This window comes from Actinomyces oricola, assembly GCF_004104015.1.
GTDB classification, from domain to species: Bacteria; Actinomycetota; Actinomycetes; order Actinomycetales; family Actinomycetaceae; genus Actinomyces; species Actinomyces oricola.
This window is the reverse complement of record NZ_RYFV01000009.1, coordinates 61,919-76,733: the sequence shown is the minus strand read 5'-3', so window position 1 is coordinate 76,733 and position 14,815 is coordinate 61,919. Positions and strand designations below refer to the sequence as shown.

Genomic DNA, 14,815 nt, shown 5'->3' with positions numbered 1-14,815 from the left:
CCTCATGCCCGGGTATGACGCGCTGGCCCGCCGGCGCACAGTCCCGGTCCGCCTCCGGAGAGCCGGCCCGGTGGGGCATGTAAGTCAGCGCCGCGTGGCCCCCTTCATGGCGCGCACGAAATCGACCAGCTCGCTGCGCAGGGCCGCTAACTCGCTTTCCCGCTCGGGGCCGTCAGGGGCGGTGAGTAGCGCGGGCGCATGCTCCTCCACAATGGCCACCGTCGCCGAGCCGCTGATCGCCCCGTCGGCCCCCGCCGCAATGGCCTCCGCCACCTGCTCGGGCCGGGAGATGCCGAAGCCCAGCATGACCGGGGCGGCGGCGTCGGCCCGCAGCCTCGCCACGGACTGGGCCAGGCCCACGGTGGAGGAGGCGTGCTCAGCGCCAGTGACCCCCACGCGCGAGACCGCGTAGACGTAGCCGCGGCTGGCCGCAGCCACCGCGTCCAGGGTCTCCTCGGCCGCCGAGGGCGGGGCGATGTAGACCGCGTCGACGCCCGCAGCCCGGGCGGCGGCGGAGAAGGGGGCGGACTCGCGCACCGGCACGTCGGGCAGCAGCACCGAGTCAATGCCCGCCCGGGCGCAGTCGGCGTAGAAGGGCTCCAGGCCTCGCGCGAAGGGCACATTGCCGTAGATGAGCATGCCAATGGGCAGCCCCGGGTGGCGCAGGCGCACCCCGGCCACCACCTCCAGGCAGGCGTCGAACCCGGCGCCCGCGGCCAGCGCCCGCAGGTGCGCGCGCTGAATCGTGGGCCCGTCCGCCACCGGGTCGGAGAAGGGGACGCCCAGTTCCAGGGCGTCGGCCCCGCCGGCGACCAGGGCCTCAATCACCTCCTCGCTGAGAGCCGGAGTAGGGTCGCCCACCATGACGAAGGGCACGAAGGCCCCCTCGGCGCGCGCCCGGAGGGCGGCGAACATCTCGGAGTAGCGGCTCATCTCAGGACTCCTTCGCCAAGGACATGTACTCGCGGCGTTTGCCCATCTCCTCGACCATTCGGGCGGCCCGTGCCACGGCGCCATCGGCGCTGAAGGAGCCGCCCAGGCGCATGCGCACCTGTTCCAGGTCCTTGTCCCCGCGCCCGGACAGGCACACCAGCAGGATCGGGGGCTCGTCCCCGGCGGGAACGTTGCGCGCCACCCGCAGGGCGTGGGCCAGGGCGTGGGCGGACTCCACCGCCGGGATGATCCCCTCGTAGCGGCTCAGCAACCGGAAGGCCGCAATGGCCCCCTCGTCGTCGACCCCGACGTAGCGGGCCCGCCCGGAGTCCGACAGCCAGGCGTGCTCCGGCCCCACCCCCGGGTAGTCCAGGCCCGCCGAGACCGAGAAGGACTCCTCAACCTGCCCGTCGGCGGTGCGCATGAGGTAGCTGCGCGCCCCGTGCAGGATGCCCACCAGCCCCTTGTTGATCGGCGCCCCGTGGTGAGCCGTGTCCAGGCCCTGACCCGCGGGCTCCACGCCGGTGAGGACCACATCCTGGTCGTCAATGAACTCGGCGAACATGCCAATGGCGTTGGAGCCGCCGCCCACGCAGGCAATGACCTCGTGGGGCAGACGGCCGGTCAGGGCCAGCACTTGAGCGCGCGCCTCCCGGGAGATGACCCGGTGGTACTCGCGCACGATCGTGGGGAAGGGATGGGGGCCGGCCGCAGTCCCCAGGAGGTAGTGGGTGTCATGGAAGGAGGCCGTCCAATCCCGTAGCGCCTCATTGACCGCGTCCTTGAGTGTTCCCGCGCCGCTGGCCACCGGCACCACTGTGGCGCCCATGAGCTCCATGCGCTCCACATTGGCGGCTTGGCGCACCACATCGGTGGCGCCCATGTAGACGGTGCACTCCAGTCCCAGCAGGGCGCAGATCATGGCGGTGGCGGTCCCATGCTGGCCGGCCCCGGTCTCGGCAATAATGCGCCGCTTGCCCATGCGTTTGGCCAAGAGCGCCTGGCCCAGCACCTGGTTGCCCTTATGCGCCCCGCCATGAACCAGGTCCTCGCGCTTGAGCAGAATGCGGGCACGGCCCTCGACCGGCAGGTTGCGCAACTCGGTCACCGGGGTGGGGCGCCCCAGGAAACGGGTCATGAGCGTATCCAGTTCGGCGGCGAAGGAGGGGTCCGCCTGAGCCTCGATAAAGGCGTCCTCCAGCTGGTCCAGGGCCGGGATGAGCAGTTCGGGGACGAACTGGCCCCCGTAGGGGCCGAAGAACGCGGGCAGGCGCGGGTGGGTGGCGGCCCGCTCTCCGCTGCTTCTGGCGCCGGACGACGACGGTGCCGGGCCGGGGGATGACGTCCCGCCCGCCCCGGGCGGGGCGGGCGCACCCGATTGGGCCGGTGCGACGGCGCTCGGGGCCCGCCGTGCCGCCACCGGCACGGCGGCGGCCAGGGCGGCGGCCGCGGTCCTGGGATCGGGGGCGCCGGATAGGGCCGAGCCCACGAGCAGGGCATCGACCAGACCGGCCAGGCGCCGCACGTCCACAGGGGTGCTCACGCCCGACTCGCCGACCAGCACCGTGCCCGCCGGAGCCAGGGGGGCGAGCTCTTCGGTGCGGGCAATGTCGGTGGCCAGGGTGCGCAGGTCCCGATTGTTAATGCCAATGACCTGCGCGCCCAGGGCGGCCGCCCGGTGCATCTCCTCCGGGGTGGAGACCTCCGTGAGCACCCCCATGCCGAGGCCGCCGGCCAGGTCCGCCAGCTCGCGGTAGACGTCGTCGGGCACGACCGAGAGCATGAGCAGAACGGCGTCGGCGCCCAGCGACCGGGCGGCCAGCACCTGGACCTGGTCGACAATGAAGTCCTTGCACAGCACCGGCACGTCCACCACCGCCCGCACCGCGGCCAGGTCGGCGAAGGAGCCATTGAAATGGTCGGGTTCGGTGAGCACCGAGATGGCGGCGGCGTGCGGGGCGTACTGGGCCGCCAGACCGGCCGGGTCGTAACCGGCGCGGATCGTGCCCCGGGAGGGGGAGGCCGCCTTGCACTCCATAATGAGCGCGGGCGGCGCCGTCGCGCCGGCGCCGCTGCGGGTGCGCAGGGCGGCGCGGAAGGAGCGCTGGGAGCGGGGCAGATCATTGGCCCGTAGGTGCCCGAAGGTCTGGCGCAGCTCGGGCAGGCGCCTGCGGCGCGAGGCCACAATGGAGTCCAGGACGGTGCCGGTGGCCATGAGCCGCTCATCGACCGGCCGGAGCCGGGGACGCGGCGTCGGCCCGCCGGCCCCGGGAGACTGGAGGGAGTCGCCTCGGCTCATCGGAGCTCCTGACCGGTGGCCCTGGTCATGGAGTCCAGGTGGGTGGCGACCCGCCCCGAGGCGATCTGCTGGAGGGCCATGGCGGTGCCGTCGGCCAGATTGTCGGCCGGGCCGGCCAGGTAAAGGAGGGCGCCGGCGTTGACGGCGAGGGCGTCGCGGTGGGCGGGAGCCCCCCGGCCCTCGAAGACCTCGCGCAGGAGTCGGGCGTTCTCCTGGGGGGCGCCGCCCACAATGTCCCCCAGTGAATAGGTGGGTACGCCCAGATCGGTGGGGGTCACCTCGTAGGCCTTCACCCCGCGGGGGGTGGCCTCGCGCACCATGGTGGTGCCGTGAACAGCGATTTCGTCGGTGCCCGCGCCGTGGACCACCAGAGCGCGCTTGCGGCCCAGGCGGACCATGGACTCGGCGATCATGTCCAACAGGGCGGGATCGGCCACGCCCATGAGCTGGTAGGTCAGGTGGGCGGGGTTGAGCAGGGGGCCGAGGACGTTGAAGATCGTGGGGGTGGCCAGTGCCTTGCGAATGGGGGCCACATGCCGCATGGCCGGGTGGTAGGCCTGGGCGAACAAGAAGGCGAAGTGATCGCGGGCGAGGATCTCCACGGCCCGGGTCGGGTCGAGGTCCAGGGGCAGGCCCAGGGTGGCCACGACGTCGGCGGCGCCGGTCTTCGAAGAGACAGCGCGGTTGCCGTGCTTGGCCACGGAGATGCCCATGGAGGCGGCAACAATGCCGGCGCCGGTGGAGATATTGATGGTGCCCATGCCGTCACCGCCGGTGCCCACCACATCAACCAGTGGGAAGGTCACCTCGGGGAAGGGGCGGGCGGCCTCGCGGAAGGCGCCGGCGGCGCCGGCCACCTCCTCAGCGGTCTCGCCGCGGGCGTGGAGGGCCGCCAGGAGGGCCGCGGTTTCGGTCTCGGACAGGTCGCCGGCGCCCAGAGCGGCGAAGACGACGCCGGTCTCCTCCTGGGTGAGGCGCTTGCCCTGGATGACGCTGCGCAGCAGGCGGTGAGCGTCCTCGGCGTCGGGCACGGGCCTGGCGTCGGCGACCGTGGTACTCATGGCGTTGTTCTCAGCGGGGGCCTGGTTGTCGGTCATAGTGCGTCTCCTAGAAGAACTAGAAAGGTGGGTGTGGTCAAGACTGCGGTCAAGACAGTCAAGACAAGGGGGCGGCTACGGCGGCCGGTTCGGGGTCTGCGGCGGGCCGCGCCGTCATGAGGCCGGGCGCGCCGTCATGGTCAGGTCGGTGGTGAGGGCCCGCAGGATGCCGGGGCCCTGCGGGGTCAGCAGCGACTCGGGGTGGAACTGGAGCCCCACCATGGGAGCACGGCGGTGCCGGGCGGCCATGACAATGCCGACAACGCCCGGCTTGTCCTCCTGCACAGTGCGCGCCAGGCAGACCAGGTCCCCGGGCAGTTCGCGCGTGCCCAGGGAGTGGTAGCGGGCTACATCCAGGCCCGCCTGGCCCAAGGCGGCGAAGGCGGCGTCAGTGCGCCCGGCACCGGTCAGTGCCGCGCGCACCGAGCGGCCGTGGACCGGGCCGACCCGCTCCACGCGCCCGCCGGCCGCCTCAACGATTGCCTGGAAGCCCAGGCAGATGCCCAAGGTGGGGATGGTGCGCTCCAGGGCGGCGTGAACAAGCTCCATGAGGCAGCCCGAGGTCCGGGGGTGGCCCGGACCGGGCGACAGGCACAGCATGGGGCGCCCGCTGCCGGCGGCTTCGGCCCCGGTGGGCTCCAGCGCGGACAGGATCGTGGAGGCCTCCACAGTGTTGCGGTAGACCTCGATACTGGCGCCGAGGACGGCGAACTGGTCGACCAGGTTGTAGACGAAGGAGTCACGGTTGTCGAGCAGGATGACGCGCATCTCACGCCTCCTTCACCATGTCGGCGGGCGCCACCGGCCAGGGGCCGGGGGCATCGGCGGGCGGTTCGGGCCAGGGGCCGGGGGGCTCCGTGGGCGCCCCGGTGCTCCCGGTGTCAATGACCAGGTCGGCGCCCTGGGCGGCGGCGATCGCGGCCAGGACGGCACTGGCCTTGTGGACGGTCTCGGCGGCCTCCATGACCGGCACCGAGTCGGCCACCACCCCGGCGCCGGCCTGCACCAGGGCCGAGGAGTCGCGCACGAAGGCGGCGCGAATGACGATGCAGGTGTCCAGTTCCCCGTCCCCGCGCAGGTAGCCCACCGAGCCCCCGTAGGAGCCGCGGCGCACCCCCTCGGCGGCGCGGATGAGCTCGGCGGCGCGCAGCTTGGGGGCTCCGGTGAGGGTGCCCATGGTCATGGAGGCGCGGAAGGCGTCCAGGGCGTCCAGGTCCGGAGCGAGCCGGCCACTGACCTCGGATACCAGGTGCATGACCCGGGAGTAGCGGTCCACGCGCAGTAGATCGTGCACTCGCCGAGTGCCCGGCACGCTCACCCGGGCCACATCGTTGCGGGCCAGGTCCACGAGCATGACGTGCTCGGCGACCTCCTTGGCGTCAGTGCGCAGCTCCAGTTCCAGGCGCGTGTCGCGCTCGTGGTCCACGCTCCCGTCGGGGGCCAGGCCGCGGGGGCGGGTTCCGGCGATGGGGCGGATCGAGACCCGGCCGGTGCGCGCCGAGTGCAGCAGGGCCGATTCCGGGGAGGCGCCCAGCAACTCGAAATCCGGGGCGGCCACGTAGAACATGTACGGGCTCGGGTTGGTCTTGCGCAGCTGGTGGTAGGCGGCCAGGGCGTCGGGGCAGGGCAGGGTGAATCCGCGCGAGGGCACCACCTGGTAGACGTCCCCGGCGTCGATCGCCTCTTTCATTGTCTCCACCACGGCCGCGAAGTCGGTGTCCGACTGGGTGGGCACCGCGTGGAGGACCGGGCGATCCCGGCTCATCTCCGGGGACGGCTGCACTCCCGCGGGCTGCGGCGCCCGGGCCTGCGGCGCTTGGGCGGCTGCACCCTGGGCGGCCGGGCGGCGCGCGTCCCCGGTCCCGCCGGCCCCACTGGGCGAGTCCCCGGCCCCGCTGCGCGCGCAGGCCGCCGTGATTCCGACGGCCAAGGCCTCAATGCGCTCGGCCAGGTCGGCGGCATCCACGCTCGCTCCGACCAGGGTGGCCTCACGCGTGGGGTGGTCGACGACCAGGATGACGCGTGCGTCATAGAAGAGGTAATCGGGACAGGTGTTGGCCCCCATAGTCACCTCCGGCAGGGCCTCGAAGGTCGCCAGGTAGTCGAAGGCGACAACGCCGGCCACGAGCGGCAGGTGCGGGTGGTCCACCTGCCTGGCCGCCAGGACGCGCAGGGGCTCTATTGTGGAGCGGGCGGTCAGGCGCGCACGTTCCTCCAGGGCGCTGTCGTCGGGGGCGGAGGCGATGGTGATCTCAAGGCGTCCGGGCGCATCGAGCACAACGTGCTCCTCCAGGGCGGTGCGCAGGTGGGCCAGGGCGGCCCGGCCGTCGGCCATGGCCTGGGGGAGGGGCTCAACGATGACGCTCTGCCCCTGGCAGGTCAGGCGCGTCGAGCTCTCCAGGACCGCGATGGTTGTGCGCGACGCCTTCGTGGCGATGTCCACCGACTCCAGGAGCACCGAATCCACTGGTCGGGGGCGCCCCCGGCCGGTGGTGGCGACCAGGCCGGCGCGGGCAAGCTCCTCCAGCAGGGTGCCGCTGTCGGCCACATAGGGCACCGAGCGCGTCAGCACCGTGGGCGGCTGGCTGGGGCTGTGGTTCATAGGGCCTCTTTCCTGAATAGCGTCGGTGACGTCAGGCGGGCCGTGTACGCGTAACTCCTAATACTGACCCGCCCGGTGGGCGAGCCGTGCGCGTCTCAGCGCGACATGAGTATGGCTCGCCGCGTGGGGAGCCACCACCAAGGGGCGCGTCGCACTGTCATGGGCGACACTTTAGTGAGCCGGTGTGGTTGAAGACAACATGTCCGGATCCTGGAAGGACCGCACCTCATCCTGGAAGGGCCGCACCTCTGGCGCTGGTGCTCGCCCGCTGCGCCGCATTCGGGCCGGCATCGGTCTGGATGGGCGGCCCTCCCGTGCCGGGGCGGCCCTCAGGGGGCGGTGCCGGAGACCGCGGGCTCCTGACGTCGCGAGGCGGAGGAGGCCCGGCGGCGCACCATGAGGGTCACGATCGCGGCCAGGAGCAGGACGGGAACCAGCCAGTGGCCGCCGGACTTCAACCAGGCCAGGATCACCGCCATACCAATGGTGGCGTAGATCAGCGCCCAGATCGCGCACCCCACGGCAACGGCGGGCAGGTAGCGGCGCAGCGGCATGCGCGCTACGCCGGCGGAGATCTGGACGAAGGTCTGCACGCCTACGGTCAGAAAGCTCAGTGGGACTGCCAGCACGCCCCAGCGCTCCGCCATGACCTGGGCTCGTCGGTACAGCGGGGAGTCCAGCAGGTGGGAGAAGCGCGACAGGGAGGTGCCCGCGGCGATGCCCCGCCCAAGCCAGTACGAGCCGTTGGCGCGCAGCATGGCAATGCACCAGAATGCGAGCAGGCCCCAGCCCAGGGGGAGCTCCAGAAGACGATCGATCATGCAGGCCAGGCTAACCTTAGTGGGGCGCTTGGGATAGTCTCACGGCGAGCGCCGCACTCGGTGGTCGAACAGGAGCCCGGGATGCTTCCCGATGCTTCCCGCCGGCGGGCATCTAGCTCAAGTGCTCGCGAACCTCGTCCATGTCCTTGTCCCCCCGGCCTGAGAGGTTGACCAGGAGCAGGAGCTCGCCGTCGGGGCCGGATTCAGTGTGCTCGCGCGCCATCTTCAGGGCCTGGGCGATGGCGTGGGAGGACTCCATGGCCGGGATAATGCCCTCGTGGCGGGACAGCAGGCCGAAGGCCTCGACCGCCTCCTCGTCGGTGATCCCCACATAGGTGGCCCGGCCCGTGTCCGCCAGGTGAGCGTGCTCGGGGCCTACCGAGGGGTAGTCCAGGCCGGCTGAGACCGAGTGGGAGGGCAGGACCTCGCCGTCGTCGGAGAGCATGACGTAGGAGCGGGTCCCGTGCAGGATGCCGGTGCGCCCTGCGCAGATGGGGGCGCCGTGGAAGGGCGTGTCCAGGCCCTTGCCGGCCGGTTCGACACCCACCAGTGCCACCTCGGGGTCGTCAATGTAGGAGGCGAAGGCGCCAATGGCGTTGGAGCCCCCGCCCACGCAGGCGACGACGGCGTCGGGCAGACGGCAGTAGCGCTCCATGACCTGCCGCTGGGACTCCGCGGAGATGACGGCCTGGAAGTAGCGCACGATCGTGGGGAAGGGGTGCGGCCCGGTGGCCGAGCCCAGGACGTAGAAGGTGTCCTCCAGTTGCTCGCACCACTGGCCCAGGGCCACATCCACCGCGTCCTTGAGGCCGGCGCCGCCTTGGGTCACCGGCACAACAGTGGCGCCCATGAGTTCCATGCGCTCCACGTTGGGGCGCTGGCGGGCCACGTCGTGAGCGCCCATATAGATGGTGCACTCCAGGCCCATGAGGGCCGCCACCATGGCGGTGGCCGTCCCGTGCTGGCCCGCCCCGGTTTCCGCAATGAGGCGCTTCTTGCCCATGCGCCTGGCCAGCAGCGCCTGGCCCAGGGCGTTATTGCCCTTGTGGGCGCCGCCATGAACCAGGTCCTCGCGCTTGAGCACGATCCGGGCCCGGCCCTCCAGGGGCAGGTTGCGGCACTCGTAGAGGGGGGTGGGCCGGCCCAGGTAGGTGGAGCGCAGCTCGTCCAACTCGGCGAGGAAGGCGGGGTCGGCGACGGCTCGGGTGAAGGCGGCTTCGAGTTCATCGAGGGCCGGCAGAAGGAACTCGGGCACCTCCTGGCCGCCGAAACGCCCGAAGAACGCGGGCAGGATCGTCTCACGTGGCACATCGTCACCCGCTGCGGGCGCGGTGTAACCGGGGGCGTCCGGGCCCAAGGGGCCGGTGGGGACGCGGTTGGCGGTGGGGGCGGAGCCTGGAAGAGTGCTGGTCGTCACTGTGCGGACCCTAGGGAAGCACGGGGCAAAGCGCAAATGTGCGGCACCAGGTGGATACCAGGCGGATAGTGCCCCGGCGCGGGGCACCGGGGCGCCGGTGAGGCGCACGAGTGCCCCGCGGACCTTCTCAGAGCCTTCAGGGCCCTCCGGCCCCGGGGCTCTCAGCCCCTGGGCCGGAGGGACCCTGGGCCGGAGCATGTCAGGCCTAGGCGAGTGCCGCGTTCAGATTGGTGAGCCAGTGCTGGTAGTTCTCGCCGGCCCAGCCCTGGCCCGCAGGAGCGGCGGGGTCGCGCTGGAACACGCCCGGATTGGCGCCCGGCCCCATCTCCAGCACGGCCTTGAACCTCTCGGGAAGGCGCACGCCGAAGGCGTACTCGACTCCTTCGATGCGGTTGGCCGTCTTCTTGGGATTCCCAATGAACTTGGGGACAATGCGCCCCTCCGCCTCCAGGCGCGCCATATTCAGGGCGAATAGGGGCGCCGAGAACCAGGACAGGTTCAGGGAGTACTTCTTTCCGCGCACGTCCTTGAGGATGACGTTCTGGGAGCGGTACGCGCGGTAGTAGGAGGCGACCTCGTCGTGGCGCAGCGTGGTGGTGCGCCCCCGCCAATCGGTCATAATGGCGGCATCAGGGCCGTCCACCAGGGAGCAGTTCTGGTAGGACCGGAGTATGTACCACCCAATGCCGGCGATGAGCAGGCCCAAAGCGGCCACCGCAATGACGCCGATAATGTCCGGAATGAATGCCCCCGCAGGGATGGCGACCAGCCCGATGACAATGAAGAACCAGGCCAGGCCCTTGAGGAACCCGGCGGGCCGCTGGCGCGCCACCTCGGTAACCATGGGGGCGGCCCCGGGGGCGGAGGAGGTCAGGCGGCCGGACTCCAGTCGCCTGCGCCGCTGGTAGAGGCGAGAGACGGCTGTGCCGAGAAGGCCGGCCAGGGCCACGACAACGAATTTGGCGAGCAGTGCTTCGGACATATCAGACTTTCGGGGAAGTACTGGACGGCGGCCGGGGCGTGGGCCCCGGCAGGGACGCCGGTGAGGCTACCTCCGACCACTCCCGGCTGTCATGTCCCCTCCCGAAGACCAGCGGAGACCAGGGCGCCTGCGCCCAGCGCCGGGCAGGGGCGGCGTCGTCGACTCCGCGCCACCGCCTGGAGGCGCCTGGGAATGCCGGCCCGGCGGCGTGGCGTTCAAGCCGTCCACTGGCCAGGAGTGTGAGCCACTGCTGGGCTCCGGGCGGCCCGGGCCGTCATTGCCGGGCCACTGGGCGTGGGAGACTGGTTCGTAGTCAGATCGCCCGCTCCAGGGCCGGTTGCCCCGCCCGGGGCGGCCCATGAACTTCGAGACCCTCGGAAGAGCCCACGTGTCACCGATCCCCACGCCCGAGCAGGCCGCCAGCGTCACCCCCGCGGACACGGCCCCCGAACTGCTGCGCAACTTCTCGATCATTGCGCACATCGACCACGGCAAGTCCACTCTGGCCGATCGCATGCTCCAAGCCACCGGCGTCGTCGCCCCCCGGGATATGCGCGCCCAGTACCTGGACCGTATGGATATTGAGCGCGAACGCGGCATTACGATCAAGTCTCAAGCTGTGCGCATGCCCTGGGCCGCCACTGATGCCCGAGGGGTCCTGCGCACCTACGCCCTGAATATGATCGACACTCCCGGGCACGTCGACTTCTCCTACGAGGTCAACCGGTCACTGGCCGCCTGCGAGGGCGCCGTGCTGCTGGTCGACGCCGCCCAGGGCATCCAGGCTCAAACCCTGGCCAACCTTTACCTGGCCATTGAGGGCGACCTGACCATTATCCCGGTGCTGAACAAGATCGACCTGCCGGCCGCCGAACCGGAGCGGCACGCCGAGGAGATCGCCTCCCTCATTGGTTGTGAGCCCGACGACATTCTCCATGTCTCGGGCAAGACCGGGGCGGGCGTGCCCGAGCTCCTGGACCGGATCGTTCACACAGTCCCGGCCCCGGTGGGCGATCCCAGGGGGGCCGCCCGGGCCATGATCTTCGACTCCGTGTATGACACCTACCGGGGCGTGGTCACCTATGTACGTGTCGTTGACGGGGCGCTTAAGCCCCGCGAGCGCATTGAGATGCTTTCCACCGGTGCCGTCCACGACCTGCTGGAGATTGGCGTTATTAGTCCTGAGCCCAAGCCCTCGCCGGGCCTGGGGGCGGGTGAGGTCGGGTATCTCATTACCGGGGTCAAGGATGTGCGCCAATCCAAGGTCGGCGACACGGTCACCTCCGCGGCCGCCCCCGCCACCGAGCCCCTGGCCGGCTACCAGGAGCCCAAGCCCATGGTCTTCTCCGGCCTGTTCCCGGTGGACGGCTCGGACTTCCCGGCCCTGCGCGACGCCCTGGACAAGCTCAAGCTCAATGACGCCGCCCTGACCTACGAGCCGGAGACCTCTGTGGCTCTGGGGTTCGGCTTCCGCTGCGGCTACCTGGGCCTGCTTCATCTGGAGATTATTCGCGAGCGCCTGGAGCGCGAGTTCAACCTGGACATAATCTCCACCGCCCCCTCCGTGGTCTACCGGGTGACCACCGAGGATCGGGCAGTTCACACCGTCACCAACCCCTCGGAGTACCCGGAGGGCAAGATCGTGGACGTTCATGAGCCGGTGGTGCGGGCCACCATCCTGACCCCCAGTGAGTTCGTGGGCACGGTCATGGAGCTGTGCCAGTCGCGGCGGGGCACCATGCAGGGCATGGACTACCTCTCCGAGACCCGCGTGGAGATGCACTACGTTCTGCCGCTGGCGGAGATCGTCTTCGATTTCTTTGACGCGCTGAAGTCGCGCACTCGCGGTTACGCCTCCTTGGACTACGAGATGGAGGGCGAACAGTCCGCCGACCTGGTCAAGGTCGACATTCTCCTCAATGGGGACAAGGTTGACGCCTTCAGCGCCATTGTCCACAGGGACGCCGCCTACTCCTACGGCATGAGGCTGACCAAGCGCCTCAAGGAGCTCATTCCCCGCCAGCAGTTCGAGGTGCCCGTCCAGGCGGCGATCGGGTCGCGGATTATTGCCCGGGAGACCATCCGGGCCCTGCGCAAGGACATGCTCGCCAAGTGCTACGGGGGCGACATCACCCGCAAGCGCAAGCTGCTGGAGAAGCAGAAGGAGGGGAAGAAGCGCATGAAGGCCATTGGCAGCGTCGACGTCCCCCAGGAGGCCTTTATTGCGGCTCTCGGGGCTGACACTCCCACCGGACGGGACAAGTGAGCTCCCAGTGGGCCCCCAGCAGCACCCACCGCGGTCCCACGCCATCCACTCCCGCGTGCGCTCCTTCTCGCGCGCCGGCGGTCGGCTGCGCCCCGGGCAGGCGCGCACCTTGGAGGAGTTGTCTCCCCGCTACCTGGTGAGGGTGCCGCGGGCTGACGCCGTGCGCACCGTCTCGGCCGGTTTCCGCCTCGACCCGGCGGCGGCCTTCGGGCATTCGGGACAGTCGCGGCCGTTGGTGGTGGAGGTGGGCTCCGGCAGCGGGGAGGCGCTGATCGCCTACGCCAAGGCCAACCCCGGGGTGGACTGTCTGGCGGTGGAGGTGTGGCAGAAGGCGATCGCCCGGATTGTGGCGGCCGCTGGGCACCAGGGCGTCAGGAACCTGCGGGTGGCGCCCGCCGACGCCTCCCAGCTCCTGGCCACGGCCCTGCCAGTGGGCAGTGTCAGCGAGGTGTGGGTGTTCTTCCCCGACCCCTGGCGTAAGCCGCGCCATCGCAAGCGCCGCCTGGTGACTCCCGCTTTCGCCGACTCGGTGGCCCGCGTGCTGCGCCCCGGTGGCGTGTGGCGCCTGGCCACCGACTGGTCCGACTACGCCTGGCAGATGCGCGACGTCCTGGAGGCGGTTTCGGCGCTGCCCGAGGGGCTGGAGCCCGACATGACGGCCCCCTACTTCCGCTACGACGACGCCGGGGCCCGCCCCGACCTGGGGGCGGACACCGCCGTGGAGGGGAGTCTGGGCAACGGACCGGACCCGGGTTCGCCGGCCGGGGTGCGCGGCGGCTGGTCGGAGCGCTTTGCGGGGCGGGTCATGACCCGCTTCGAGCAGCGCGGCATTGACGCGGGTCGCACCATCCGGGACCTGAGAGTCGTGCGCACTGAGCACCCCTGGGAGCCCGCCCGGGCCGAGACCGCCCTGAGTCGCCTGGAGCGGGGTGCGGCCATGCGTCCGGCCCCCAGGCTCATCTGGGAGCGCCCAGACCAGGGGGCGCATGAGGGCGAGGGGGAGCCCGGGCGGGGGCGCAGGGCGTGAGCCCCGCCCAGCCCCAGGGCGCGCCCCTGCCGGGCGACGGGGAGCTGCCCCGTGGAGTCGCCGCCCCGGGCGCCGGCGGCGGCCGGCGCCCGTTCTCCGTGTACCTGCACGTCCCCTACTGCCGGGTGCGCTGCGGTTACTGCGATTTCAACACCTACACCAACCTGTTCATGGGAGCGGGCGCCTCGGCGTCGGACTATGTGAGCACGCTCGCCATGGAGCTGCGGGGTGCGCGGGAGGCCATGGACCGGGCGGGCCTGGAGCCGCGTCCGGCGAGCACCGTGTTCGTGGGCGGAGGGACCCCCACCGTGCTGCCCGCCGGCGACCTGGTGGCCATGGTCGCCCTGGTCGGGGAGTACTTCGGCCTGGCGGCAGGCGCGGAGGTGAGTACTGAGGCCAACCCGGAGAGCGTCGACCAGGCGGTACTGGAGGCCCTGGCCCAGGGTGGTTTTACGCGCGTGTCCTTCGGCATGCAGTCGGTGGTGCCCGGCGTGCTGGCCACTTTGGACCGCGCCCACCGGCCCGAGCGGGTTCCCCGGGTGGTGTCATGGGCGCGTCGGGCGGGCCTGGTGACCTCCCTCGACCTCATGTACGGCACCCCGGGGGAGTCCATGGAGGACTGGCGACGATCCCTGGACGCCGCCGTGGACATGGGGCCGGACCACCTGAGCGCCTACGCGCTGGTCATTGAGGAGGGCACGCGCATGTGGGCCCGGGTGCGCCGCGGCGAACTGCCCATGCCGGTGGACGACGACGAGGCCGCCAAGTACGAACTGGCCGACGCCGTGCTGGCGGACGCCGGATACCAGTGGTACGAGATCTCCAACTGGGCCCGCCCCGGGGCCGAGTGCCGGCACAACCGCGCCTACTGGCTCGACTGGGACTGGTGGGGCGCCGGCCCGGGAGCGCATTCGCACCTGGGGGACGTGCGGGCCTGGAACATCAAGCACCCCCTGGCCTGGGCGGGGCGGGTGCGCGATGGTCGACTGCCCGTGGCCGGGCACGAGGTCATTAGTGCTGAGTCCCGCCAACTGGAGACGGTCATGCTGGGCATTCGCTTGCGTGAAGGGCTGGACCTGGCAGGCCTGGGGCGCCGGCCCGGGGAGCAGGGGCCCGCGGGGGCGCCCGTCCGCCTCCCGCAGGGCGGGGGCGCCGGCGGCGCTGCAAGCACTGGTTCAGCTGGTTCGATGGCGCCCGGGGGGCGCACGCTGGCCCACCTGGTGCCCGTGGTGGGCCGGCTCGTAGCCGATGGCCTCTTGGACGGTGCCGCGGCTTTGCGGGGTCGGGCGGTGCTGACCTTGCGTGGTCGCCTCATGGCCGACACCGTGACCCGGGCACTGGTGGACGGCTGAGCCGTCCGATTGAGACCCG

10 protein-coding genes and 1 pseudogene are annotated in these 14,815 nt (G+C 71.2%); 3 read left to right on the top strand and 8 right to left on the bottom strand.

Annotated features, from left to right (window positions below):
• Positions 1-84: 84 nt before the first annotated feature.
• The 8 genes and pseudogenes from trpA to EUC46_RS05365 all read right to left on the bottom strand — a co-directional run bounded on the left by trpA (position 85) and on the right by EUC46_RS05365 (position 10,151).
• Complete coding sequence (gene trpA / locus EUC46_RS05400) at positions 85-933, bottom strand: tryptophan synthase subunit alpha (protein ID WP_128773164.1); 849 nt, start codon at positions 931-933, stop codon at positions 85-87.
• 1 nt (position 934) lies between these two features.
• The gene (gene trpB / locus EUC46_RS05395; protein WP_128773163.1) at positions 935-3,232 is read right to left on the bottom strand and encodes a tryptophan synthase subunit beta; all 2,298 of its coding nucleotides are present in this window, start codon (positions 3,230-3,232) and stop codon (positions 935-937) included.
• On the bottom strand, positions 3,229-4,293 hold the full coding sequence (gene trpD / locus EUC46_RS05390) for an anthranilate phosphoribosyltransferase (RefSeq protein WP_421701345.1): 1,065 nt from the start codon (positions 4,291-4,293) through the stop codon (positions 3,229-3,231). The genes trpB (EUC46_RS05395) and trpD overlap by 4 nt, the downstream gene beginning before the upstream one ends.
• Positions 4,294-4,443: 150 nt before the next feature.
• Positions 4,444-5,097, bottom strand: coding sequence for an anthranilate synthase component II (locus tag EUC46_RS05385; RefSeq protein ID WP_128773161.1), 654 nt, complete (start codon positions 5,095-5,097; stop codon positions 4,444-4,446).
• Between the two features lies 1 nt (position 5,098).
• Positions 5,099-6,931: an anthranilate synthase component 1 gene (locus EUC46_RS05380; RefSeq protein ID WP_128773160.1), complete on the bottom strand. Its 1,833-nt coding sequence runs from the start codon at positions 6,929-6,931 to the stop codon at positions 5,099-5,101.
• Between the two features lie 329 nt (positions 6,932-7,260).
• Positions 7,261-7,752 (bottom strand): DedA family protein, encoded by a 492-nt coding sequence (locus tag EUC46_RS05375; protein ID WP_128773159.1) that lies wholly within the window; start codon positions 7,750-7,752, stop codon positions 7,261-7,263.
• Between the two features lie 118 nt (positions 7,753-7,870).
• Positions 7,871-9,046 (bottom strand): annotated as a pseudogene (gene trpB / locus EUC46_RS05370) (tryptophan synthase subunit beta); the annotation flags it as partial.
• A gap of 328 nt (positions 9,047-9,374) precedes the next feature.
• Positions 9,375-10,151: a hypothetical protein gene (locus EUC46_RS05365; protein WP_128773157.1), complete on the bottom strand. Its 777-nt coding sequence runs from the start codon at positions 10,149-10,151 to the stop codon at positions 9,375-9,377.
• Positions 10,152-10,539: 388 nt separating this feature from the next.
• Between EUC46_RS05365 and lepA the strand changes: the two genes are divergently transcribed.
• From lepA to hemW, 3 genes are read left to right on the top strand one after another with little or no spacing between them, the layout of a single operon-like run.
• The gene (gene lepA / locus EUC46_RS05360) at positions 10,540-12,417 is read left to right on the top strand and encodes a translation elongation factor 4 (RefSeq protein WP_128773156.1); all 1,878 of its coding nucleotides are present in this window, start codon (positions 10,540-10,542) and stop codon (positions 12,415-12,417) included.
• 55 nt (positions 12,418-12,472) lie between these two features.
• Positions 12,473-13,444, top strand: a complete 972-nt coding sequence (gene trmB, locus EUC46_RS05355; RefSeq protein WP_421701329.1) for a tRNA (guanosine(46)-N7)-methyltransferase TrmB — start codon at positions 12,473-12,475, stop codon at positions 13,442-13,444.
• Positions 13,441-14,796, top strand: a complete 1,356-nt coding sequence (gene hemW, locus EUC46_RS05350) for a radical SAM family heme chaperone HemW (RefSeq protein WP_128773154.1) — start codon at positions 13,441-13,443, stop codon at positions 14,794-14,796. Before trmB ends, hemW begins: the two co-directional genes overlap by 4 nt.
• Positions 14,797-14,815 lie beyond the last annotated feature (19 nt).

What these genes read in the sequence shown, in the direction of transcription:
- EUC46_RS05385 (WP_128773161.1), bottom strand. Translation starts at nt 5,097, where the DNA reads ATGCGCGTCATCCTGCTCGACAACCGTGACTCCTTCGTCTACAACCTG.
- trpD (WP_421701345.1), bottom strand. Translation starts at nt 4,293, where the DNA reads ATGAGTACCACGGTCGCCGACGCCAGGCCCGTGCCCGACGCCGAGGAC.
- EUC46_RS05375 (WP_128773159.1), bottom strand. Translation starts at nt 7,752, where the DNA reads ATGATCGATCGTCTTCTGGAGCTCCCCCTGGGCTGGGGCCTGCTCGCA.
- EUC46_RS05365 (WP_128773157.1), bottom strand. Translation starts at nt 10,151, where the DNA reads ATGTCCGAAGCACTGCTCGCCAAATTCGTTGTCGTGGCCCTGGCCGGC.
- EUC46_RS05380 (WP_128773160.1), bottom strand. Translation starts at nt 6,931, where the DNA reads ATGAACCACAGCCCCAGCCAGCCGCCCACGGTGCTGACGCGCTCGGTG.
- trpB (WP_128773163.1), bottom strand. Translation starts at nt 3,232, where the DNA reads ATGAGCCGAGGCGACTCCCTCCAGTCTCCCGGGGCCGGCGGGCCGACG.
- trpA (WP_128773164.1), bottom strand. Translation starts at nt 933, where the DNA reads ATGAGCCGCTACTCCGAGATGTTCGCCGCCCTCCGGGCGCGCGCCGAG.